The sequence below is a fragment of the Flagellimonas oceanensis genome (assembly GCF_003992595.1).
In the GTDB taxonomy this organism is placed as follows: Bacteria; Bacteroidota; Bacteroidia; order Flavobacteriales; family Flavobacteriaceae; genus Flagellimonas; species Flagellimonas oceanensis.
In genome coordinates, this window is sequence record NZ_RZNA01000048.1 from 104,064 (window position 1) to 126,695 (window position 22,632).

Genomic DNA, 22,632 nt, shown 5'->3' on the forward strand with positions numbered 1-22,632 from the left:
TTGGTTAAATTAAGGGTTCACTAAACTACCATTCAAATTCTCCTGCATGAATAACTTTCTTTTTGTCGCTGCCGAAAACGATGCTTTGGAAAACTGTAAAGCCGGAGGTATGGGCGATGTCGTCCGTGATGTTCCCAGACAAATTTCTGAACGTGGCGACAAAGTGCACGTAGTGGTTCCGGCTTATTCCAGGTTGCATCATGGAGGATTGCCCAGGACCACTTTGAATTTCACTTTACGAGGGATGACCTACACAGCGGAATTGTATGAGGTGCAACCGAAGAAGGAGTTCCCGAACATTTTTCATTATGTACTGCACCATCCTGAGATAGAAGCTGGAGATATAGCGCATATTTATCACAACGACCCAGAAGAGCCATTTTATACCGATGCCATCAAATACTTCATTTTTTGTACAGCTGTGGCCGAAGCCATTAAACAAGGCGCTTTTGGAGAGGTGGATTTGGTGCACCTGCACGATTGGCACTCCAGTTTGTTATTGTTTTTAAGGGAATATCATCCAGAGTATACCAATTTAAAGGACATACGCATTGTGTACAGTATCCACAATTTGGCGATACAAGGGATTCGTCCGTTTGATGGTAACTATTCGTCCGTTAAAAATTGGTTTCCCAACGTACCCTTGGACTACCAGAAATTAATGGATTACAGGTATCAGGATTGTATCAACCTTATGGCCGTGGGAATTCGCTTTGCAGATGCCGTACATACCGTTTCGCCTTCGTATAAAGAAGATGTGTTGCTGCCCAGTTCGCCACCGGAATTCATTGGGGGCGAAGGACTTGAAAAGGATTTGCAGACAGCGGATGAGGAGGGACGATTGTTCGGTATTTTGAACGGGTGCAACTACAAAAACATCAACAAGGAAAAGAAAGGCAATATTTACCGAAATACGGTCAAGGCATTGTTCGGTTGGCTACAGCAAGAGGATAAAAAATACAAAGCTGATTTTCTGGCCCATACCGGGGAGAAAATCATGGCTTTTGTGGATGAGAGACCGAAATTCATCGCATCCAGTGTAGCTCGATTGACGGAGCAAAAGTTTTACTTCTTCATGCGTTCGCCTGAGGCATTCGTGGAAATCCTGAAGCATCTGGAAAAGGTGGATGGCATATTTATGCTATTGGGAACAGGTGCTCCCGAATATGAGGAACTGTTCAGAAAGCTGAGTTACGAACACAAGAATTTCATCTTTACCAATGGTCAGTCAGAAAAATTGATTGATTCCATGTATTTGGAATCCGATCTTTATTTCATGCCCAGTCTCTTTGAACCCTGTGGTATCAGTCAAATGTTGGCCATGCGAAACGGAAATCCTTGTCTGGTCCATCACACCGGTGGATTAAAGGACACCGTTGAACACATGGAAACGGGTTTTGCATTTGATGGGGACAGTTATGATGAGAAAATAAAAAACATGCTGGAAGCCTTGGATGTTGCCTTGGATGTGTTCGAAAACGATAAGCCGACCTGGAAAAAAATTCAAGCGGCAGCACGTAAAAAGCGTTTTACATGGCAAAAATCCGTGGACGAATATTACAAACTGCTCTACAAATTGAATTAAGGCAATTTTTCTATATCAATTTAGCGTTAATATCAACACAAATAGTGGCTGGAAATTGTTAATGGCTGTGCTTTTTCGTAATTTTCGCATTCTATTTTTACTAATCTATTAAAATATAAAATGTCGGATAAAGCTATACTCGAATACGGGGGAAATAAGTACGAATTCCCCGTTATCAAAGGTACTGAAGATGAATTGGCCATAGATATTAAAACCTTGAGGGCCTCAACAGGAATGGTGACGATAGATCCCGGTTACAAAAACACTGGATCGTGTGAAAGTGCCATTACCTTTTTGAACGGTGAGCAGGGTATTTTAAGATATCGCGGATATTCCATTGAGGACCTAGCAGAGAAAGCCGACTTTTTGGAAGTAGCCTACCTTTTGATTTTTGGGGAACTGCCCAACAAAGAACAATTGGAGAAATTCCATAACGATATCAAGGAAGAATCCCAAGTAGACGAGGAAATGAAGAAAATTTTGGATGGTTTTCCAAAATCAGCGCACCCCATGGGAGTGTTGTCTTCATTGACCAGTGCCTTGGTGGCCTTTAACCCATCTTGTGTGGATGTGTCATCAGAATCGGCCATGTATGGTTCCATAGTACGTATTTTGGCAAAATTCCCAGTTTTGGTGGCTTGGGCCATGCGTAAGAAAAAAGGTCTTCCATTGGATTACGGGGACGATACCCTTGGGTATGTGGAGAACATCCATAAAATGATGTTCAAAAGACCAAACCAAGAATACAAAAGAGACAGAATCGCCATAGATGCATTGGATAAATTACTGATTCTGCACGCTGATCATGAGCAAAACTGCTCTACCTCCACCGTGCGTATCGTAGGTTCTTCCCATGCAGGTCTCTTTGCTTCCCTTTCTGCTGGTATTTCCGCACTTTGGGGACCATTGCACGGAGGTGCCAACCAAGCTGTATTGGAAATGTTGGAAGCTATTGAAGCTGATGGGGGCGACACCAAAAAGTATATGGCCAAGGCCAAGGATAAAGACGATCCCTTTAGATTGATGGGCTTTGGACACCGTGTGTACAAAAACTTTGACCCACGAGCTAAAATCATTAAAAAATCAGCCGACGAAGTGTTGGGCAACCTTGGTATCGAAGATCCAATTTTGGATATCGCCAAAGGACTGGAAAAAGAAGCCTTGGAAGACAGCTACTTTGTGGATAGAAAACTGTATCCCAACGTGGATTTCTATTCTGGAATCATCTACAGAGCATTGGGCATACCCACAGAAATGTTCACGGTAATGTTTGCTTTGGGTAGATTGCCCGGATGGATTGCGCAATGGAGAGAAATGAGACTGAGAAAAGAACCAATCGGTAGACCAAGACAAGTCTATATCGGGGAAAACCTTAGAGACTTTGTTCCATTGGAAAAAAGATAATTTGGGACGAAAAGGAATCAAAAAGGGGCGGAATCGCCCCTTTTTTTATGGGAACAAGGGGAAAGCTGATAAACTAAAGAATACCTGCTTTGTTTTTATTTAACTGTTTGTCTCGCGCAAGGCACATTCTCATGATTTCTCCATGATAGTGCTTTTGGATATCCGAAATATGCTCGGTATCCACTGCGTCTTTGGATATTTGAAAGGCTTGATGAATAAACTCATGGGCATCAACAGTGTTCAAGTTCTTTAAAGTGGAATCCAAGGATTTAGCATACTTCTGGACGGACTCGTTCACTTTGATGATATCCCAATCCGTATGTTGATTGGTAATCTCGTGCGTGAATATCAAATACCCCTCAGGAAAGTCATCCTCCCCAATGCAGTCATTGTACTTTATAGAATGAACCGGGGTAAAACCCGCATTGGAATTTGTTTCCGCTACATTGATGCCTTCGATTCTTTGAAAAGCATCCATGCTGCCCAACACCACGAATACGGTTGCCAGGAGAACTGATGTTAATAGCAATTTTTTCATATGTAAGAAAAATCTTAATACAAATGTAATACATATTGAAAACATATCAAACGTATTGTGTGTAAATTTTACATGGATTGAAGCATTTTAACCAATTGATCAACAAATGGTTATGGGAATTGAGTAATCCTTAAATTTTTAGGGGTCTTTATTATCTAATGTTTAGATTTTCCTCTTTTTGTAGGTGGGAAATAGATAGTAAAAACACTAGATTTGCCACATAATAAGTAAGATTTTCCCTTTAACGCTTTCAAAAGCCGATATTTTGGCTTTAAAAAACCTTGTATGATTGAACTGAATGTAGTTGATGAAACCAGCACACTGAAAGCTGTGATTTTGGGAACTGCTGAGAGCAGTGGCCCCGTTCCTACAATTAAAGAAGCTTACGATCCCAAATCCATCGAACATATAAAAGCGGGGACCTACCCCAAGGAGGCAGACATGATCAAGGAAATGGATGCCTTTGATCAGGTTTTCCAGAAGTACGGGGTAAAAGTATACCGTCCAGAGGTCTTGAAAGATTGCAATCAAATCTTTGCACGCGATATTGCCTTCGTGATCGAGGATAAATTGTTCCATGCCAACATTCTGCCCGACCGGGAACGTGAATTTGTGGCCATCCACGAGGTTTTAGATCAAATTGACCCTACAAAAATCATCCGCCCGCCTGAAGAGGTACATATTGAAGGAGGGGATGTAATGCCTTGGAACGACCATATTTTTATAGGAACATACACAGGTTCCGACTACGCAAGCTACATCACAGCCAGGACCAATATCGAAGCCGTGGAATTTATACGGGATATGTTTCCCCATAAAACAGTCAAATCCTTCGAACTCCGAAAATCCAATACCAATCCCAAGGAAAATGCCTTGCATTTGGATTGTTGCTTTCAACCTATAGGAAAGGACAAGGCCATTTTGCACAAAAATGGATTTTTGGTGGAAGAGGAGTATCAATATTTGGTGGATTTCTTCGGTAGGGATAATATCTTTGAGATCGATAAAGAAGAAATGTATCAAATGTTCAGTAATGTCTTTTCCATATCCCCCGAAGTAGTGGTGTCGGAAAAGAATTTTACCCGACTGAACAATTGGCTTCGCGACCAGGGATTTACCGTTGAGGAGATTCCCTATGCCGAAATAGCCAAACAGGAAGGCTTGTTGCGTTGTAGCACCATGCCGTTGATCAGAGCATAATTTTTTTAACCCAACTTCCTGCTGCCACAGGTACCATCAAAACAGACAACGTATTGAGAAAGCAGATTACCAACACCATTCTTATGGTGCGCCCCGTGAACTTTAGGATGAATGAGCAAACTGCGGTCAACAATTATTTTCAAGAAGACCCGCATCTAAAAAATGCCGAAATCAACAAAAAGGCACAGCAAGAGTTTGACCAATTTGTGGATGTGCTTCGTGAACATGGTGTTAATGTGATTACCATAGATGATAATATGGAACAGGACACGCCAGATTCCATTTTTCCGAACAATTGGATTTCTTTTCACGAGAGCGGAACCGTCTGTGTGTATCCCATGTTTGCCGAAAACCGAAGAAAGGAACGCAGGGAAGATGTGTTGGAGCTGTTGGAGGGGCATGGTTTTGTCATCAAAAACATCATGGACTATACTGAGGCAGAAGATGAAGGGGTGTTTTTGGAAGGTACAGGTAGTATTTTAAAGGATAGGGTCAATCAAAAGGCCTATTGTGCATTATCCGAACGCGCCCACGAGGAACTGTTTATTGAGTTCTGTGAGGATTTTGATTGTTTTCCCGTGATATTTCATGCCAACCAGACTGTGGATGGCGAACGCCTGCCCATTTACCATACCAATGTGATGATGGCCATGGCCGAAACCTTTGCGGTCATCTGTTTGGACTCCATTGACGATAAAAAGGAGCGAAAAAATGTGGTGGAGCACATTAAAATGGATGGTAAAGAAGTCATTCGGATTACCGAAGAACAAATGTGCCATTTTGCGGGCAATATGTTACAAGTGATTGGAGCCAACGACCAACGCTATATGGTCATGAGCACCCAAGCGTACAATAGCCTGACCGAACAACAAATAAAGGATATTGAAAAGCATTGCGCCATTATCCACAGTCCATTGGATACCATTGAGACTTGTGGTGGAGGCAGTGCCCGTTGCATGATGGCCGAAGTGTTTTTGCCAAAGGCATAACCTCAATGTCATTTCGAACCGACGGAAGGGAGTGTGGGAAATCTGAGAATGGAAGAGATTTCTCAATCGCTACTTTGCATCTCATCTCGAAATGACAGTTTGTTTTCTTTTAGATGATCAAGGCCACTTGGATTGTCCCCTTGAGGGGGACCTTAGGGGTATATTTGCCCAATTGAGAATGGAATTAAGTAGTATATGCGCAGAAATTTTGAGATTGTAGGGATGTGTGCAGCTTGGTTTGCCGTACTTGCCCAATTGTATTTGATGCTTCAAAACCGGGAGACCGGTGTGGCGGAAAGTTTGGTGCGATTCGTAAGTTACTTTACCATACTTACCAACACTTTGGTGGCCCTTTTCTTTACCACACGCATATTTGCCGCGGACCAGAAACGCCTGACCCTTTTCCATAAAAAGACAACGCCCATGGCGCTTACCGTTTTTATTGTGGTTGTGGGCTTGGTGTACCAATTGGTGTTGCGTGATATTTGGAACCCAACAGGTTTGCAAATGGTGGTGGATGAATTGTTGCATACGATCATCCCTGCGTTGATGTATGTGTATTGGCTGCTATTCTGTGCTAGGACTGCCATTTCTTGGAAACAACTCTCTAAATGGTTGCTATACCCTTTAGGGTATTTTGTTTTTGTGATGGTTCGTGGACATTTTTCTGGGTTTTATCCCTATCCTTTCTTTAACGTGACCAAACTTGGTTGGGGGACAACGGTATTGAATGTTGGGTTGGTATTTTTGTTGATGGGTGTGATTATGGCCGCTCTATTCTTTTTGAGCAAACTACTCCGTCCGAAACAATAAACAATAGGTAATAAATGATAATCACTTTGTCATTTCGAACCGACTGGAAGGAGTGTGAGAAATCTAAAAAACCGCTAAGGTTTCTCAACCGATACTCTGCATCTCATTTCGAAATGACACCCCGTCATGCTGAACTCGTTTCAGCATCCCATCCAGAAGATTTGGATTTCCTGTAAAGCACAAAATGACAACTGCTCGTTTTGCGAACCTTGGAACTCCCTTTATCGCAGATTTATAATCTGGAAACCCAGAACTCTTAACTCAAAACTAATCTTCTTCCTCGGCTGTAAACCCACGAATGGCCTGATTGGGTTCCATAATGGTATAACCTTTCCAGAACTCGGCATCGTAGCGTGGCATATAGGTGGCCCGTACCGTTTTATCTTCTTTAAAGGACTTGAACTCGTTCTCGGCAACAATGTCTTGGTTGAAAACCACGAGTTCCCATTTGGCGGTTATGTTCATTTGGAAGTCAATGTTCAGCTTCAATTCGTTCTGCTTGCGACGGCCTTTTACATGTTTGTTCTTTTCCACCACTTTTAAGGGCCGGTCCACCCCAAAGAATTTCCCATCGGCCAATTCCATAAACTGAAGGTCGTACTTGCCATTGGGCAATTTGGCAAATCGCATGGTGCCCCTGTACACCGTTTCGCGATAGGTAATGCCCAATAACCTAAAGTTGCGCAGGCGTTGGGTATTGGTAAAGTCCAACCGCATTACGGCAAAGTCCTCAATGTTGATATAGAGTCGGCCTTTAAAATCGGCACTACTTCGCTTGGGCCAAAAATCGACCACATACACCCCAGCATCGCCAATATCGGCATAGCCGGCGAGTTGAAACTCATAACGGCGGTTTTTGTCCACCAAATCCAATTTGGTATCCTCTTTATAATACAATTGGCTCAATAGTTCCCTGAACTGCCAACGTTGGCTATCGGTCAAGCCCGAAATACTGTCTTTTTTTACCTGTGCCTTTAATTTTTTGGCTTGCTCCATCCGTTCATCATCCATAGTATCCAGAATGGAATCCACTTGTATCTTTTCACTAAAGATTCCTGATTTTATCTTTAGATAGGAACCTGGTTTTACGTTAGCGGCAAAGATGTCCTCCATGTGTTCGGCCAATTCTTCAAAGGAGCTCACATCGCGTTTATCGTAGAGGTCGGCCGCTTTTATAATGTTGAGCTTGTAATCCGTGTTGTTTTTGTAGAAGTCGCCAAAACTTTCGGTATAGTGCGATGCATTTTTAGGGATAGATCGGGCAATGCTGTCCATCAATTCCTTATTGAGTTCTTTGATGGATGATTTTTCAAACCCAAAATCAACTTTGTGCATATTGGCCAGTTCCGATTTCCGAAGGAAAAAGCGCTGCTTTACTGGAGCTTTATTCATGTTTTGGGGAATGTTTTCTATCATTTTATCAATAATGTCATCTACCACTAGTTCTTTGTCGAACACATAAACGCCACTCAATTCAATGGCCTTGGCACTCAAAGCGATCAGACTATCCTGCATTTGTTCCAGCGTGAAGCCTTTTTTCTCATAGCCCATGGAAGTCACATAGATGGAATCGGGCAGGGCAGTGCCTTCTTCCAGCACAAAACTAAAGCGCCCCTCATCGTTGGTAATCACACCTTGATGCTCCCCATACTGTATGGTGGCGTAGGGAATTCCTTTTTGGGTCTTGGCATCCACCAAACGTGAACTAATGGTCTGGGCAGCCATCGGAAGTGCCGTCAAAAACGAAAAATAAGTAAGAAATAAAGTCTGTTTTACGGACATAATTGCAAATATGGTTTCATTGTTAAGACGCCTTTTGGGGGAGGAAAGGTTGTCTGTGGTTTAGACGAACTTTGGGCAATTTTGTGACAAAGTGCGAAGAAATACCGAATCCCCGAGGGAGCTTAATAGTATTTTAACAGCGGAGGAGTTAGGAGTTAGGGAGATTGTCATTTCGAGCCTGCCTTTGTCGGCGGACAAGCGCAGTCGAGAAATCTTATGCCAAGAAATGATGACCAACTAATGAAAACATCTTGACTGCGCTCGATGTGACAGTTGTTGACTTATTTGCAAAAAAATTGGTAACCTTACACTTTAGCAATATTCTTGATCATGTTGCCAAAAATGAAGAGATGGAAAGGGAGTACCGAATACCAATACAGTCGTCCCAACAAACCTTTGGGTCGAAAGGTAGCAGTTTGATAAAGCTTCCCATCTTCAATTTTAAATTCCAACCACGCCTCTCCCGGGGTTTTCATTTCGGCAAATAGGAGTAGACGCTTGTTTTTTTTATCTGCTAACAGCACTCGCCAAAAGTCCAATGCATCGCCAGGAAAAATTTTATCGGGATGGGTACGTCCACGCCGCAGTCCTGGTCCGCCGACCAGCTTGTCCAAGAACCCTCTCGCTTTCCATAGCCAATTGCCATAGTACCAACCGTTTTCGCCACCGATACGCCAAACATTTTCCAAAACGGCTTCTTCATTTTTGATTTTGATGGATTTTTTGTCCCGTAGCACACCGTACTTGGGTACTTGGATGTAGTTTTCGAGATCCTCCTTGATCTGTCCACTAGCAATACTATCCTTCCAACTACTGATCACGAGGTTTTGTTCAATTTTTTTGAAGGCTAAATCAATGGCTTCTTCATAGGTGTGCGTTTCTATGCCCAGCATTTCCTGTAGGCGATTGTCTTGCGCGATGACCTCCATTTTCATGCTGTCCACAAGGTTCATGGCCAATTTATAGGAGGTTGAGGTCACAAAATAAAGCCAGTAAGATGAAAGTTTTGGAGTCATCACAGGAACGGTGAAAATCCAGTTTTTGAATCCACGCACTTTGGCATACCCATGGAGCATATCTTTATAGGTAAGAATGTCGGGTCCGCCAATATCAAAAGATTGATCGTAGGTTTCTTTGTTGCCCAAAACTTCGGTAAGGAATTGAATCACATCGCGAATGGCAATCGGCTGCGTTTTGGTAAGTACCCATTTAGGTGTGATCATCACAGGCAATTTTTCGCAGAGATCACGAATGATTTCAAAAGAGGAACTTCCAGAGCCAACAATGATTCCCGCGCGGAGCACTGTAACATCAAAAGGTCCTTTGTAAAGAATTTCTTCCACATTTTTTCTGGAGCTAAGATGCTTGGAGAGTTCTTCATCATTCACAATGCCACTGAGGTAGATTACCTGTTTGCATTGGGTGTTCTCTAAAATGGTGTTGAAGTTTTTGGCCGCTTGTGCCTCTTTTTCATCAAAATCGGTAACCGACGATGTCATGGAGTGTATCAGGTAGTAGGCGGAATCAATATCCTTGGGCACTTGTTGTTTTTCTGGATCATCCAAAAAATCAATCTCAACAATATCAATTTTGGAGCGGGTCTTAGCGTCGACAGAAAGTCGTTTTTCGTCTCGAACAGCACAAACAACACTATGTCCCATATCCAAAAGTTTGGGCAACAACCGCATACCGATGTAGCCATTGGCCCCTGTCAGCAATATTTTCATATATCTTCTAAGTTGGTGGGTAGGTTGTCCGCACGGTGGTCCATTAATTTACGGAAAAATCGTTGTATGGCCTTGGTGTCCGCCTTTACTTTTATAAAATAATGGTCCATATAAATGGAGTAAATGCCAATATCCCCCTTGTACACGTTTAATTTATAGTAGGGAATGATGAGACCATAGGTTTCCAATCGGGAACGGAACCGAACAATGATGCCGTTTGGACGTATTTCAACATTACAGGTATTGGTGCTGTTATCCAAAATAAGCAGGTTATAGATGTCGATACTGGCTTCGGTAATGTGCAATTTTGGGGAGCCGATACCCCCCATGGCAAAGCGCTCTTTGATGGGAAAAGGTTTGCCAACGGCTTCGTCAATTTTTTTGATGATTTTTTTGTCGTTGTAGGAGACGTTCAATAGCATATTTAAAATTAATCAAATTACGGCGGACCAATTGGTCAAGGTGTGGTAAAAGCCCAAAAAATACGTAGTTTTGCGCTCTGAAAACCCTTTATAGATGAGTTTGCAGAATGATTTGACCCAAAAAGTAATCGAGGCGGTAAAACAACTGTACCAAGTTGAGCTGCCTACGGTGGAATTTCAACCTACCCGAAAGGATTTCGAAGGTGATATTACCGTTGTGGTATTTCCCATGTTGCGGCAAATCAAAGGGAACCCGGTTCAGATTGGGACCAAGATAGGGGAGTACTTGGTCGAAAACGTTGATGAGGTATTGAAATGCAATGTGGTACAGGGCTTTTTGAATATTGTTATTGCTGATAGTTACTACCTTAATTTCTTCAACGGCATTTTTGATGAAACAGATTTTGGTTATGTAAAATCCCAGTCCGATGATGCGGTAATGGTGGAATATTCATCCCCAAACACCAATAAACCATTGCACTTGGGACACATCCGCAACAATCTTTTGGGCTATTCTGTGGCGGAGATTTTGAAGGCTTCGGGCAAGAAAGTGTACAAAACCCAGATCATTAATGACCGAGGTATCCACATCTGTAAAAGTATGTTGGCTTGGCAGAAGTTTGGAGAAGGTGAAACCCCAGAATCTTCCGGTTTGAAAGGTGACCACTTGGTGGGAAAATATTATGTGGCTTTTGATCAGGCGTACAAAAAACAGATTGCCGAGTTAATTGAGGCAGGTGCTCCGAAGGAGAAAGCTGAAAAAGAGGCGCCTATTTTGTTGGAAGCCCAAGATATGCTCCGTAAATGGGAAGCTGGAGATGATCAGGTGGTCGGTCTTTGGAAAAAAATGAACGGCTGGGTGTATGATGGTTTTGATGCCACCTATAAAAACTTGGGCGTTGATTTTGATACCTTGTACTACGAGAGCGATACTTATTTGCTGGGTCGTGATGTAGTGAAGGATGGATTGGAACGCGGGGTTTTCTTTAAAAAAGAGGATGGTAGTGTTTGGATTGACCTGACCGATGATGGCTTGGATGAAAAAATCGTATTGCGTTCCGATGGCACTGCAGTGTACATGACGCAGGATATCGGTACGGCCATTCAACGGGTAACGGATTACCCTGACATTAGTGGAATGGTGTACACGGTGGGCAATGAACAGGATTATCACTTCAAGGTCTTATTCTTGATCTTGAAGAAACTGGGTTATTCTTGGGCGGAACAGTTGTACCATTTGAGCTATGGTATGGTGGACCTCCCCAGTGGTAAAATGAAGAGTAGGGAAGGTACCGTAGTGGATGCGGACGACCTTATCAAAAATATGGAGGATACTGCCGAATCCATTTCCCAAGAATTAGGCAAGTTGGACGGTTATTCCGAGGAGGAGAAAAAGCAATTGTACCGAACCATAGGTTTGGGTGCCCTTAAATACTACATTTTAAAAGTGGACCCGAAGAAACGCATCCTTTTCAACCCTGAAGAATCGGTGGATTTCCAAGGGAACACGGGGCCGTTTATTCAATATACCTACGCTAGGATTCAGTCTATTTTAAGGAAGGCTGACAAGGTCAGGTCCAGCGCAGTTGAGACCACTATGGACTTGCACGAAAAAGAAAAGGAGTTGTTGAAGCAGATTCAATTGTTTCCGGAAACGGTTCAGTTGGCGGCGGAAAACTATAGTCCGGCCTTGATTGCGAACTACACCTACGATTTGGTAAAGGAATTCAATTCGTTTTACCAACAGGTCTCTATTTTGGGGGAAACCGATGAGCAGAAGAAAAACTTTAGAGTACAGCTATCGCAAAAAGTGGGCGAGGTAATTCAATCTGCATTCCGCTTGTTGGGTATTGATGTTCCTGAAAGGATGTGATATAAGACAAGGTGCCATTTAGGATTTTGTTATATTATATTTATAGTGCGTTATTCGAATATCTTGAAGAATAAATCTATAGTATTTAAAACCTAAGAGTGTTAAAACATAGGGGATGGATTCTTTTTTTTGTAGAAAAAATATTACCTTGGGAAGGTTAACTAACCATTATCACTATGAAATATCTTACTTTTTTATGCTCTATTACTTTATTCATTTTTGGTTGTTCCGATGATAGTACTTCAAATCAGGGACAGGAATTAAATCTTGAAAGAGAAATTTCATTCATCCATAACGGGGAGAAATTGTCAATTACAGTTGACTTGAATGGCAATGAGCCCGAATATGTTCAAAATAAAAATTTTTCAATAATTAATGAGGTTCTATCATCAGACAACTCGGTGGTTTATATAAACCCTAAAAATGATTTTCCAGTTATTTTTGAAGATGATATTTCTTTTCATGAGTATATGATTAAAGAACAGAAGAATGATAATTATTTAATTAAAGCTAAATCTAAGGGTGAACAATCTCTAAGTAACCCGTATGATTACTTTTGGGAATCCAATTTTACTATTTATGAACATGAGCTATTTGGAGGCAGGAGTTTTGTTTCTCATCTCAATGGTGGTTCTTCAAATGCAGAATCGTATTCATCTCAAAACCCTAATTTAAAAACTTGTGAATACTTTGGGTTTAGTTTCAATGATAAAATTAGCTCTTTAAAATTAAAAAATTGTTATCTAGTTCTTTATGAACATATAAATTATGAAGGAAAGAAAATCATTCTGGATTACCGTCAATATGGTACCTATAATATTGAAGGTTCTTATTCAAATTTAGGTGCAGTGAAGTTCAGGAGTTTTTACGAGGAGCCTGGAACTGGTGGTAATATTTCTCACTGTAATACTTCATGGTTTTGCAGTAATTGGGGAGATGAAATCTCATCATTTTATGGAACTTATGGTAAAATAGGCTCATTGACCCCTAATCCTAACTTAGACCCTGCATGTGGCAATACAGGAGGAGGTGGTGGGGGTGGAACTTTGCCAACTCCACCTTATGAACAACTTCCAATCAAATAATTCAAGAATAATACTAAAGGAATGAAATTCTAAAACTCACATTCGGGGTAATGCCCAATGAAAAGTTTTCAATAGTTTCAATTTCATCATCCTCGTTGACCCGATAATATTTGTTGAGCGTATTTTTTCTATCCGTGAAATTTAAAATGGACAGTCCCGCATTGGCTCGTATGGTCCTGCTTATTTGAAAATTGTAGATAGCAGATGCATCAGCTCTAAAATATTCAGGTAATCGACTATTGTTCGGAGATTGGAAATTGATTCTAGGTGGATAGTAATTTTGATCCAAACCTTCATCTCCTTCAACAGGCTCTGTAAACGGCTTACCGGTCCTGTAGTTCAAACCAATACTCAATTTCAGGTCCTTGTAGGTGTAGGTGCTGGCAAAGGTAACCGTGTGCCTAATGTCCAGATTGTTGGGGAAAGATTGCGGTACAATCGAATCGAAAGTGTAATCATTTTTGTTGTAGGCATAGCTCAACCAAGTGCTGTAGTTGTCTCCTTTTTTGTTGATGAGCAGTTCAACTCCCTTTACATCATAACTCCCTATTTCTCCCGAAAATTGATAAGGGTTTTGAAATCCTTGGGTGCTCGTACTGATACCGTCCACATTTTTGTAAAAACCTTCGACCCCAACATATAAATTATTTTTTTCGTAGTTAATGCCAACGGATCCTTGCTTGCTCTTGGTTACAGGAAGTGTGCTGTCATTGGATAAAATCCATCGTCGTTTTTCAATGCCTAAAAAGTTTTGCTCCAAATCTATGATTTGATTGGTGGTCTGGCTTTTGAATTCTCCCAAGACCTCGGCCCGCACATAATTGGCCAATTTGAAATTTAGGTTGATTCTTGGTTCGATCAACAATTTTTTGAAGGTGTCCAGGTTCTCAATAAAGTTAAAGCGGGCACCGATTTTTCCAATGAATTTGTTCTCAAAAGAACTATACCCAAATTCTGTGTATGGGGCATGGATTCGGGCAACGTCTATAACTTTGCTGAAGAAGTCAGGTTGATTGATTTCGGTAAAGTTTTTTATTCCCGTTTCTATATATTGATACCCATTGTTCCAACTGAATTGATCCGTTAGGATATAATTTGTGTTGAATTTGAGCGCATTTTCCGTTACTTGGTTGTTCTGGAACAACTGCTGTATCTGATTGCTGAAAATGTTTTGTGCATCCAAATTGTACTTGGAGTAATAGATGTTAAGGTGTGTCGAAAACCTATCTGTCCAATTGCTCTGTAATTGCCCGCCAACGGAGATATTATCCTGTTTCAGTAGACTGACGTTGGTTTCACCTGCGGAGACATTGTTTTCTTCAAATTTTAAATTGTTTTTGATATGGATGGCACTCAACCGGATTTTATGGTCATCGTTGAGGTCGTAAAGTATTTTTCCTGAAAAGTCATAGAAGAAAAATTCTTCATCCCTAATGAATTCATCATCAACGGTGCTATTGTTTTGAAGGGTAATTTCACTGTCCTGAAAGGCCCTGTTGATGAACTGTTTGTAGGTGGGTGTGCTCAAAAAGTCGGTAGCGGAACGTCGCGCCGAAAATTGAACTCCCAAGTTCCTTGTTATGGGGACTTCTGTGTAAAGGTCACCACTGATTAGATTAAATCCGCCGCCTCCTTTAAAGAATTCTGGCACTTTGTTGCCCGTTTCCATTTGGATGACGCTGCTTACCCCATCGCCAAAGTTGGCGGGTGTCCCGTTTTTGTACACGGTCACTTTATCGGTTTGATAGGGGTTGAAAGCGGAAATCAGTCCGAAAAAATGTCCTGATTGATACATTTTGATTCCGTTCCAGAGGATAAGGTTCTGGTCGTTGGTCCCTCCACGGACATTGATGTCCGATACGGTTTCGTCAATACTTTTGATGCCTGGCAAGGCTTGGACCGTTTGCAGGATGTCAGGTTCAATCAACCCTGGGAGAATTCCGAACTCGGCGGTATTCAATGTGATGCTTGCATCGGTTTCCTTGATAATTCCCGAGGTAAGGTATTTGTACACGAACACTTCATCCAACTGTTCATAATATGGGGACATCAGTATTTTGGGGCATCCGTTTTGCTTCAATAGGCTCTCAACTTTCACGTATTTGGTCACATATCCCAAATAACGAATTTGCAGAGATGCTTCACGGGGGATGTTTTCCAAAGAAAATGTACCGTTGTTATCTGTGATTTTTGCGATATCGGTACCCAAAACCTCTACTGTGGCACCCATTACGGTGTTGTCCGCAAAATTGTCCAAGACAATTCCGCAGATTTTCACTCGATCATTTTTGGAAAGGGTGTAGTAGCGATTGTTTAGTTTTTCTGTTTCGATACGGAATGTATCCTCGATGTAGCTCAGAATTTCTTCAATGGAGTTGAGGTTTTCGGGAACAACAATGGTAAGTCCATCCAAATCCTCATCGATATATGAAAATTTGATATCATAGCGGGTTTCCAATGACTTCAAATAGGACACAAGGTCAATGGAAGACCGTTGCTTTTCCTGTGCATTGATGTTGCATAGCAGGAAAAACATAAAACCGAGGGCGAAGCCTAAATGTTTATTGTTGTGTGTTCCCAGCATAAAAAAGTACGTTGTCTCCGTCTATTGTAAAATGTGTTTTGGAGGGGGTACTTATACTTTTTAACGCCATATTCAGGTCTGTGTTGTTGAAAGACCCTGTAAATAAGAGGTTTGTGTCTATATTTTCTGTTGATACCTTTACGTTGAACTGTCTTTCGAGTTCGGCAAAAACATATTTTAAAGGAATACTTTCGAAACTACTTTCGTTGTTCATCCAGGATGGTAAGGTGCCACTGGGTGTTCCAGTACTGATTAGTTTACCATTGATGACCAAAAAAGAGTTTCCTGCGGGCAGTTTTATTTCCTCATTCTTATGGGTAACACTGACCAAGCCTTCGTAGCAGGTCACTTCAAAAAAGCCTTCTCTGTTTTCCACATTGAATTGTGTACCCAAAACGGCAACCGTTCCGTGGTCGGTGGAGACCGTGAATTTTTTTCCTTTGGCCACCTTAAAAAAAGCTTCGCCTTTTAGGTCGATGTTTCGGTTTTTATCCCATTTTTTTTCGCTGTAAGATATTTGGGAATCAGCATTCAGGAAAATTTCGGAATCATCTGGGAGTACTACTTCAGAACGTTCGGCAAATTCAGTGCTCACTTTTTCGTTCAAAGTGTTTATGTAGAAATAAGAACCGGTAAGAAGCACAGCGATAACCGCAGCGACCCTGAGGAATTTCTTGAAAGGGTTCAAGGAAATCACTTTTGGGGCATTGGCAATATGCTCATCTTTCAAGCGCATCAAGGCTTTTTCCGAATCAAAATCGGGAGCCATCAATTTGCTTGAGACATCCTTGAGCTTTTGGTACGAGGCAAATTCTTCGGAATTTTCAAACTCTCGAAGCTCCTCACCGGAAAGCTCTCCGCTCAGCCATTTTGCCAAATAATTTTCTTGCATGGGTTCTGCTTTACATTATACAAACAACTACTTGCTGATTTACCCTACCGTAAAATCAAAATAATTGAATTTTTAAATTCCATCAATGTGTTCGCGCAAACTCTTGAGCGCCAAATGCATTCGTTTTTCTATCGCTTTTACGCTTACCCCTTCCATTTCGGCAATCTCTGCATACTTTTTACCATCAATTCTATTAAGTAAAAAGGTGGTTCGTTGGTTTTCGGGGAGGGCGTTTAGGGCATTGTCCAGTTTATCCTTGTATTCTTTTTCCTCCATTAAGAACTCTGGAGACTCATTGGTTCTATCTTTTACATGGCGGTCTGCATGCTTTAGCCTTACTTTTTCAGCCTTGATTACATTCAAGTATAGGTTGTTGGCCACGGTATAAACGTAGGACTTGGCTTTTTCGGGACTTACCTTTGCACAGTTCTGCCACAGTTTCACAAAAGCTTCCTGCACGGCATCATGGGCTTTTTCTTCATTTCCGAATTTGTAGAAAATATAATTGAAGACCGTTTTGGAATGGGTCTTGAAAACTTTGCTGAAAACGTGGTCTTCACATACGTTGCTCATGAAAGAAAGTTTGTTTAGGACTCAAATATATTTGAAAAATTTTAAGGAAAAGTAGGGTTTTTTTGGAGAGCGTTGTTTTAAAGTTGAATTATAACCCCAAAATTCAAACGTTATGAAAAAGTTGATTAGCAACATAATGCGCGCAGCATTGGTTGTATTTGTTCTTAGCTTATCTTCTTGTCAAGAAGAGTACGAAGAAATCGGTGGAGGACCTGAAAGCGAATCCATTTCCGCTAGCTCCACCACGGCAACACTGATTAAAAACACCTCTTCCAATGATGGTTCTTACGATAATATTGTTGATGGAGCCAGTTGTTTTGCCGTTCAGTTTCCCTACACCGTAAATGTTAATGGAGTTGAGATCAGTATAGACTCCAAAGAAGATTTAGACCTTATAGAAGAAATTTTTGATGAATTGGACGACGATGATGATATTCTTGATATCGTATTCCCGATTACCATTACACTTTCCGATTTTAGCGAAATAAACATTGAAAACCAGGATGAGCTTGCGGCTATGGCTAGGGAATGCTTGGAAGGAGGCGATGATGATGATATTGAATGTATTGATTTTGTATACCCGATAACCCTGTTCACTTTCGGTGTTGATAATCAACAGGCCAATGAGGTTGAGGTTAAGAGTGACCAAGAAATGAGAAGGTTTTTTGGCGAGATTGAGGACAATGAATTGATCAGTATTGAGTTTCCCATCACCCTAAAAAAATATGATGGCACAGAAGTGACCATCAACAGCAATACAGAATTGGCCGCTGCTCTGGAAATGGCCAAAAACGAATGTGATGAAGATGACGACGATGATTATAACGACGATGATTTTTCCGAGTTGGAGCTGGATGAGTACTTGATGGCCTGTCCATTACAAGTAAGAGAGGTTATTCGAAATGAAATCGATAATACCGAACAATACGTTGAGCGTTTAATGACATTCAATGAAGACGGAACCGTGGTTTTCTCCACCTTTACTGCAGATGAAATTACAGGTACATGGAACACCAGTATGTCTGATAATGGCGTTATGTTGAACCTCGAGTTTGAAAACTTCACAGACTTTACTTCCGAATGGAGAGTGTACAAATTGGAAGAAGGTGTCATCAAATTATATATAGATGGTGGTAACAGAATTGTGCTGAAAAAACGATGTGATCTGGAAGACTCCACTGAAATTGATAGGGACGCATTTGTAACATTGCTTAACGATTGCGAATGGGTCATCAAAAAAGTCAAGAATCAAGGAGATGAAATCAAAAGATTGTTAGGCTACAAATTTCAATTTGCAGCCGGTGGCACCGTAACCTTGACCAATGGAGTGAACACTATGGAAGGTAATTGGGAAACAGGTCTCAATAGTCAGTTCCAACTATCGCTTATGATTACCATAGGGGATGAACCAGGTGTTAGTTTTGAGTGGCCCATCAGGGAAATGTTGGAGACCCGATTAAAGTTCGAAATCGATGAGACAGACCATGAAATGATTTTGTTGCGGGTTTGCGACGATAGTGCCAGCGATGGTGATGTTGCTGAAATTAGAAGCATTGCAATGGAAGGCCCTTGGAATGTTGCCTTGTACAAAGAAGAAGAAACGGATTTGACGACCTCCTATGCAGGAATGAATTTTGATTTCGCAACTATGAATCAAGTGGAGGTATCCGTGAATGCAGCTCCAATGGCCAGCGGCCTCTGGAGAGTGCTCCGGGATTCCGAGGAAGGCTTGAAGTTCTATATCAATTTTGATTCGGATGATGATCTGGGTGAGTTGACCGAAGACTGGAGGGTGGTTTCCATCACTTCCACCCGAATCGAACTTTCAGATGAAAGTGACGATGGCACTACAGAAACCCTGGTTTTTGAGAAACCATAAAAATTTTCCCCACTCTTTTTTCCAAAAGAAGGACGGCTCTCCCCAAAGCCGTCCTTTTTCTTTTATATTATTCTTAAATTTGTCCCTCCTTTAAAACAAAGAACACATGTTCGATAATTTAAGTGAAAAATTAGATAAGGCATTCCACGTCCTCAAAGGACATGGCCAGATTACGGAAATCAATGTAGCAGAGACCCTTAAGGAAGTTCGAAGAGCTTTGTTGGATGCCGATGTTAACTTTAAAATAGCCAAGGAATTTACCAACACGGTAAAGGAAAAAGCACTCGGCCAGAACGTTTTGACCACCCTTCAGCCAGGGCAGCTTATGGTCAAGTTGGTCAAGGACGAGCTTACCCAGCTTATGGGAGGCGATGCCGAGGGAATCGACCTTTCCGGAAACCCTTCGGTAATCCTGATGTCCGGTTTGCAAGGTTCGGGTAAAACCACCTTTTCCGGTAAACTTGCCAATTATCTCAAAAACAAAAAAACAAAGAAGCCTTTACTTGTTGCTTGTGATGTGTACCGTCCTGCTGCGATAGATCAGTTGCACGTAGTAGGCGATCAAATAGGAGTGGAAGTATATTCCGATCGTGATAACAACGATCCCGTTGCCATTGCCAAAGCAGGTATAGCGCACGCCAAAAGTGCGGGATGTAATGTGGTGATTATCGATACCGCGGGTCGTTTGGCCGTGGACGAGCAGATGATGACGGAAATCTCCAACATCCACAAGGCCATTGAGCCGCAAGAAACTTTGTTTGTTGTGGATTCCATGACCGGTCAGGATGCCGTGAACACTGCTAAGGCCTTTAACGATGTCCTGAATTTTGACGGGGTCATTTTGACCAAGCTCGATGGTGACACCCGAGGTGGTGCTGCCATTTCCATTAAATCCGTAGTGGATAAGCCTATCAAGTTTATCGGTACCGGGGAAAAAATGGAAGCCATTGATGTCTTCCATCCATCCCGAATGGCCGATCGTATCCTCGGAATGGGGGATGTGGTATCCTTGGTGGAACGTGCCCAAGAACAGTTCGATGAAGAACAGGCACGTAAGATTCAAAAGAAAATTGCCAAAAATAAATTCGGGTTCGATGATTTCTTGAGCCAGATTCAGCAAATCAAGAAAATGGGGAACATGAAGGACCTCATGGGAATGATTCCTGGAGCAGGAAAAGCCCTAAAAGGTTTGGATATTGATGATGATGCTTTCAAACACATTGAGGCCATTATCCATTCCATGACGCCCGAAGAACGATCTACCCCTGCTATGTTGAACGCAAGTCGCAAAAAACGGATTGCCACAGGTAGTGGAACTTCCATCCAAGAAGTAAATCAGTTGCTCAAGCAATTCAACCAAATGAGCAAAATGATGAAGATGATGCAAGGTGGCGGAGGCAAAAAAATGATGCAGATGATGCAGAACATGAGATAACTTTAGTCAGAAGTCAGAAGTCAGAAGTCAGAAGTCAGAAGTCAGAAGTAAAACCAACACAACCCATGGAAATCCTTGACGGAAAAAAAGTATCGAACCAGATTAAAGAAGAAATCACCGTTGAGGTGGCCCAAATGAAAGAGCGGGGCGAAAAAGTCCCCCATTTGGCAGCCGTATTGGTAGGTAACGATGGCGCTAGTCTTACTTACGTGGGCAGCAAGGTGCGTTCCTGCAAAAAAATAGGGTTCGAATCAACCTTGATTCATCTTCCCGAAGAGACCACTGAAGAAGATTTGCTAAAGCAAGTACACCAATTGAACAATGACCCTGCCATTGATGGGTATATAGTACAGCTTCCATTGCCCAAGCATATTGATGAGGAAAAAGTACTCATGGCCGTGGACCCCGATAAAGATGTGGACGGATTCCATCCCACCAATTTTGGTAAAATGGCCTTGGATATGGAAACCTTCATTTCAGCCACCCCATTTGGTATTATGGAACTACTGAAGCGATACAAGGTGGATACCGAAGGAAAACATACCGTTGTAATCGGGAGAAGTCATATCGTAGGTAGGCCCATTAGTATTTTAATGAGCCAAAAGGGTAATCCAGGAAACTCGACCGTGACCTTGGCTCACAGTAGAACCAAAAACTTAAAGGAATTGACACTTCAAGCGGATATTGTGATTTCTGCTTTGGGAGTTCCAAAGTTTTTAAAGGCGGATATGGTCAAGGATGGAGTGACCATCATTGATGTGGGAATTACTCGTGTACCTGACGAATCCAAAGAAAAAGGATATTACATCACAGGGGATGTGGATTTTGAGAATGTAAGCAAAAAAGCATCATACATTACCCCAGTGCCAGGTGGAGTAGGGCCGATGACGATTGCCATGTTGCTCAAGAACACCTTGTTGGCGCGAGAGCGCCACAATGCATAAAACTTTACTTTCTTTCTTGTTCCACTTCGGTTTTTAAGGCAGTCTGTTGCTCCTCATCCGGATTGATGTATTCAAACTCGGTTTCACTTTCATCATTGGTGCAACTGGATACGGCCATAGCGGAAAAAATAAGGGTAACCAAGAGTAAAATTGTCTTCATAACAGTAGGATTTGGGTATGGCTTAAGAGCCTAATTTGTACACTTATAACGAATTACAGCTTATTTTCTTGTTTTTGTCATCAAAATATCGATAACTTACTTCCTGCTAAATCCAGCATTATGGCTCAAACGGCAAGAAACAAAGTGGCTTGGGTGGTTTTCGTCTTTCTGGCCATAGGCATAGGTCTCTATCCTTTGGTTTACTTGTTTGCTTCGGACGATTTTGGACTTTTAATGAACAAGTCCAATGAGCTATTGGCCAGTGTACTTTGGAAAACGGCCTTCTACGGTCATATCAGTTTTGGAGGCTTGGCCTTGTTGGTAGGTTGGTCTCAGTTTGTGAAAAAGTGGAGGACGCAGCACCTGAAATGGCATAGAAATATTGGAAAAATATATGTGGTGTCCACTTTGATAAGTGGATTGTGCGGTGTGTACCTTGGGTTTTTTGCCACAGGCGGATTGGTTTCATCCTTGGGCTTTATTAGCCTTGGGGTAATTTGGCTTTTCACAACGGCCAGGGCCTATATCGCGGTAAAAAATAAAGACCTTTCACTTCATCAAGGTATGATGATTTACAGCTATGCCGCTTGTTTTGCAGCAGTGACCTTACGGATTTGGTTGCCTTTCCTGACCATTGTGTTTGGCGAATTCTTGTTGGCCTACAAGATAGTTGCTTGGCTATGCTGGGTGCCCAACATGGTTTTTGCCTACTTTTGGGTAAGGCGAAAAGGACTTATCTTGGAATAA

Annotated in this window: 19 protein-coding genes; 11 read left to right on the forward strand and 8 right to left on the reverse strand. The window is 41.8% G+C overall.

The window, feature by feature from the left end; translation table 11 throughout:
* The first annotated feature begins 46 nt into the window (after nucleotides 1-46).
* Together EO132_RS15420 and EO132_RS15425 are read left to right on the forward strand one after the other, a co-directional pair.
* A complete protein-coding gene (locus tag EO132_RS15420) occupies nucleotides 47-1,585 on the forward strand; it encodes a glycogen synthase (protein ID WP_127138708.1) in 1,539 nt (512 codons plus the stop codon).
* 120 nt (nucleotides 1,586-1,705) lie between these two features.
* Nucleotides 1,706-2,989 (forward strand): citrate synthase, encoded by a 1,284-nt coding sequence (locus EO132_RS15425; RefSeq protein WP_127138709.1) that lies wholly within the window; start codon nucleotides 1,706-1,708, stop codon nucleotides 2,987-2,989.
* Nucleotides 2,990-3,062: 73 nt separating this feature from the next.
* On the opposite strand, the gene EO132_RS15430 is transcribed toward EO132_RS15425, so the two are convergent.
* Nucleotides 3,063-3,527, reverse strand: coding sequence for a hypothetical protein (locus EO132_RS15430; RefSeq protein WP_127138710.1), 465 nt, complete (start codon nucleotides 3,525-3,527; stop codon nucleotides 3,063-3,065).
* 285 nt (nucleotides 3,528-3,812) lie between these two features.
* Here EO132_RS15430 and EO132_RS15435 point away from each other — a divergent pair, with 285 nt between their 5' ends.
* The 3 genes from EO132_RS15435 to EO132_RS15445 all read left to right on the forward strand — a co-directional run bounded on the left by EO132_RS15435 (nucleotide 3,813) and on the right by EO132_RS15445 (nucleotide 6,529).
* Nucleotides 3,813-4,727, forward strand: a complete 915-nt coding sequence (locus EO132_RS15435; RefSeq protein WP_127138711.1) for a dimethylarginine dimethylaminohydrolase family protein — start codon at nucleotides 3,813-3,815, stop codon at nucleotides 4,725-4,727.
* An 83-nt stretch (nucleotides 4,728-4,810) separates the two neighbouring features.
* On the forward strand, nucleotides 4,811-5,716 hold the full coding sequence (gene ctlX, locus EO132_RS15440) for a citrulline utilization hydrolase CtlX (RefSeq protein WP_127138792.1): 906 nt from the start codon (nucleotides 4,811-4,813) through the stop codon (nucleotides 5,714-5,716).
* A 195-nt stretch (nucleotides 5,717-5,911) separates the two neighbouring features.
* Nucleotides 5,912-6,529: a Pr6Pr family membrane protein gene (locus tag EO132_RS15445; protein WP_127138712.1), complete on the forward strand. Its 618-nt coding sequence runs from the start codon at nucleotides 5,912-5,914 to the stop codon at nucleotides 6,527-6,529.
* 267 nt (nucleotides 6,530-6,796) lie between these two features.
* On the opposite strand, the gene EO132_RS15450 is transcribed toward EO132_RS15445, so the two are convergent.
* The 3 genes from EO132_RS15450 to EO132_RS15460 all read right to left on the reverse strand — a co-directional run bounded on the left by EO132_RS15450 (nucleotide 6,797) and on the right by EO132_RS15460 (nucleotide 10,460).
* Nucleotides 6,797-8,311 carry a peptidase associated/transthyretin-like domain-containing protein gene (locus EO132_RS15450; RefSeq protein ID WP_127138713.1) on the reverse strand — a complete coding sequence of 505 codons (1,515 nt, stop codon included), beginning with the start codon at nucleotides 8,309-8,311 and terminating at the stop codon, nucleotides 6,797-6,799.
* Nucleotides 8,312-8,616: 305 nt separating this feature from the next.
* Complete coding sequence (locus EO132_RS15455) at nucleotides 8,617-10,038, reverse strand: SDR family oxidoreductase (protein WP_127138714.1); 1,422 nt, start codon at nucleotides 10,036-10,038, stop codon at nucleotides 8,617-8,619.
* Nucleotides 10,035-10,460 (reverse strand): hypothetical protein, encoded by a 426-nt coding sequence (locus tag EO132_RS15460; protein ID WP_127138715.1) that lies wholly within the window; start codon nucleotides 10,458-10,460, stop codon nucleotides 10,035-10,037. Before EO132_RS15460 ends, EO132_RS15455 begins: the two co-directional genes overlap by 4 nt.
* Before the next feature lie 94 nt (nucleotides 10,461-10,554).
* Between EO132_RS15460 and argS the strand changes: the two genes are divergently transcribed.
* Together argS and EO132_RS15470 are read left to right on the forward strand one after the other, a co-directional pair.
* The gene (gene argS, locus EO132_RS15465; protein WP_127138716.1) at nucleotides 10,555-12,333 is read left to right on the forward strand and encodes an arginine--tRNA ligase; all 1,779 of its coding nucleotides are present in this window, start codon (nucleotides 10,555-10,557) and stop codon (nucleotides 12,331-12,333) included.
* 176 nt (nucleotides 12,334-12,509) lie between these two features.
* The gene (locus tag EO132_RS15470) at nucleotides 12,510-13,418 is read left to right on the forward strand and encodes a beta/gamma crystallin-related protein (protein ID WP_127138717.1); all 909 of its coding nucleotides are present in this window, start codon (nucleotides 12,510-12,512) and stop codon (nucleotides 13,416-13,418) included.
* 13 nt (nucleotides 13,419-13,431) lie between these two features.
* On the opposite strand, the gene EO132_RS15475 is transcribed toward EO132_RS15470, so the two are convergent.
* The 3 genes from EO132_RS15475 to EO132_RS15485 all read right to left on the reverse strand — a co-directional run bounded on the left by EO132_RS15475 (nucleotide 13,432) and on the right by EO132_RS15485 (nucleotide 17,467).
* Complete coding sequence (locus EO132_RS15475; RefSeq protein ID WP_127138718.1) at nucleotides 13,432-16,002, reverse strand: TonB-dependent receptor; 2,571 nt, start codon at nucleotides 16,000-16,002, stop codon at nucleotides 13,432-13,434.
* Nucleotides 15,980-16,894: a FecR family protein gene (locus EO132_RS15480; RefSeq protein WP_127138719.1), complete on the reverse strand. Its 915-nt coding sequence runs from the start codon at nucleotides 16,892-16,894 to the stop codon at nucleotides 15,980-15,982. The genes EO132_RS15475 and EO132_RS15480 overlap by 23 nt, the downstream gene beginning before the upstream one ends.
* A 72-nt stretch (nucleotides 16,895-16,966) precedes the next feature.
* Entirely contained in the window at nucleotides 16,967-17,467 is a 501-nt protein-coding gene (locus EO132_RS15485) for an RNA polymerase sigma factor (RefSeq protein WP_127138720.1), read from the reverse strand.
* A gap of 112 nt (nucleotides 17,468-17,579) precedes the next feature.
* Between EO132_RS15485 and EO132_RS15490 the strand changes: the two genes are divergently transcribed.
* The 3 genes from EO132_RS15490 to folD all read left to right on the forward strand — a co-directional run bounded on the left by EO132_RS15490 (nucleotide 17,580) and on the right by folD (nucleotide 21,725).
* Complete coding sequence (locus EO132_RS15490) at nucleotides 17,580-19,346, forward strand: hypothetical protein (protein WP_127138721.1); 1,767 nt, start codon at nucleotides 17,580-17,582, stop codon at nucleotides 19,344-19,346.
* Nucleotides 19,347-19,452: 106 nt separating this feature from the next.
* Nucleotides 19,453-20,781: a signal recognition particle protein gene (ffh, locus tag EO132_RS15495; protein ID WP_127138722.1), complete on the forward strand. Its 1,329-nt coding sequence runs from the start codon at nucleotides 19,453-19,455 to the stop codon at nucleotides 20,779-20,781.
* Between the two features lie 65 nt (nucleotides 20,782-20,846).
* Nucleotides 20,847-21,725 (forward strand): bifunctional methylenetetrahydrofolate dehydrogenase/methenyltetrahydrofolate cyclohydrolase FolD, encoded by an 879-nt coding sequence (gene folD / locus EO132_RS15500; RefSeq protein ID WP_127138723.1) that lies wholly within the window; start codon nucleotides 20,847-20,849, stop codon nucleotides 21,723-21,725.
* A gap of 4 nt (nucleotides 21,726-21,729) precedes the next feature.
* Here the strand turns inward: folD and EO132_RS19350 are convergent, their stop codons facing one another.
* Nucleotides 21,730-21,885, reverse strand: a complete 156-nt coding sequence (locus EO132_RS19350; protein ID WP_164732360.1) for a hypothetical protein — start codon at nucleotides 21,883-21,885, stop codon at nucleotides 21,730-21,732.
* A 120-nt stretch (nucleotides 21,886-22,005) separates the two neighbouring features.
* Here EO132_RS19350 and EO132_RS15505 point away from each other — a divergent pair, with 120 nt between their 5' ends.
* Nucleotides 22,006-22,632 carry a DUF2306 domain-containing protein gene (locus EO132_RS15505; protein WP_127138724.1) on the forward strand — a complete coding sequence of 209 codons (627 nt, stop codon included), beginning with the start codon at nucleotides 22,006-22,008 and terminating at the stop codon, nucleotides 22,630-22,632.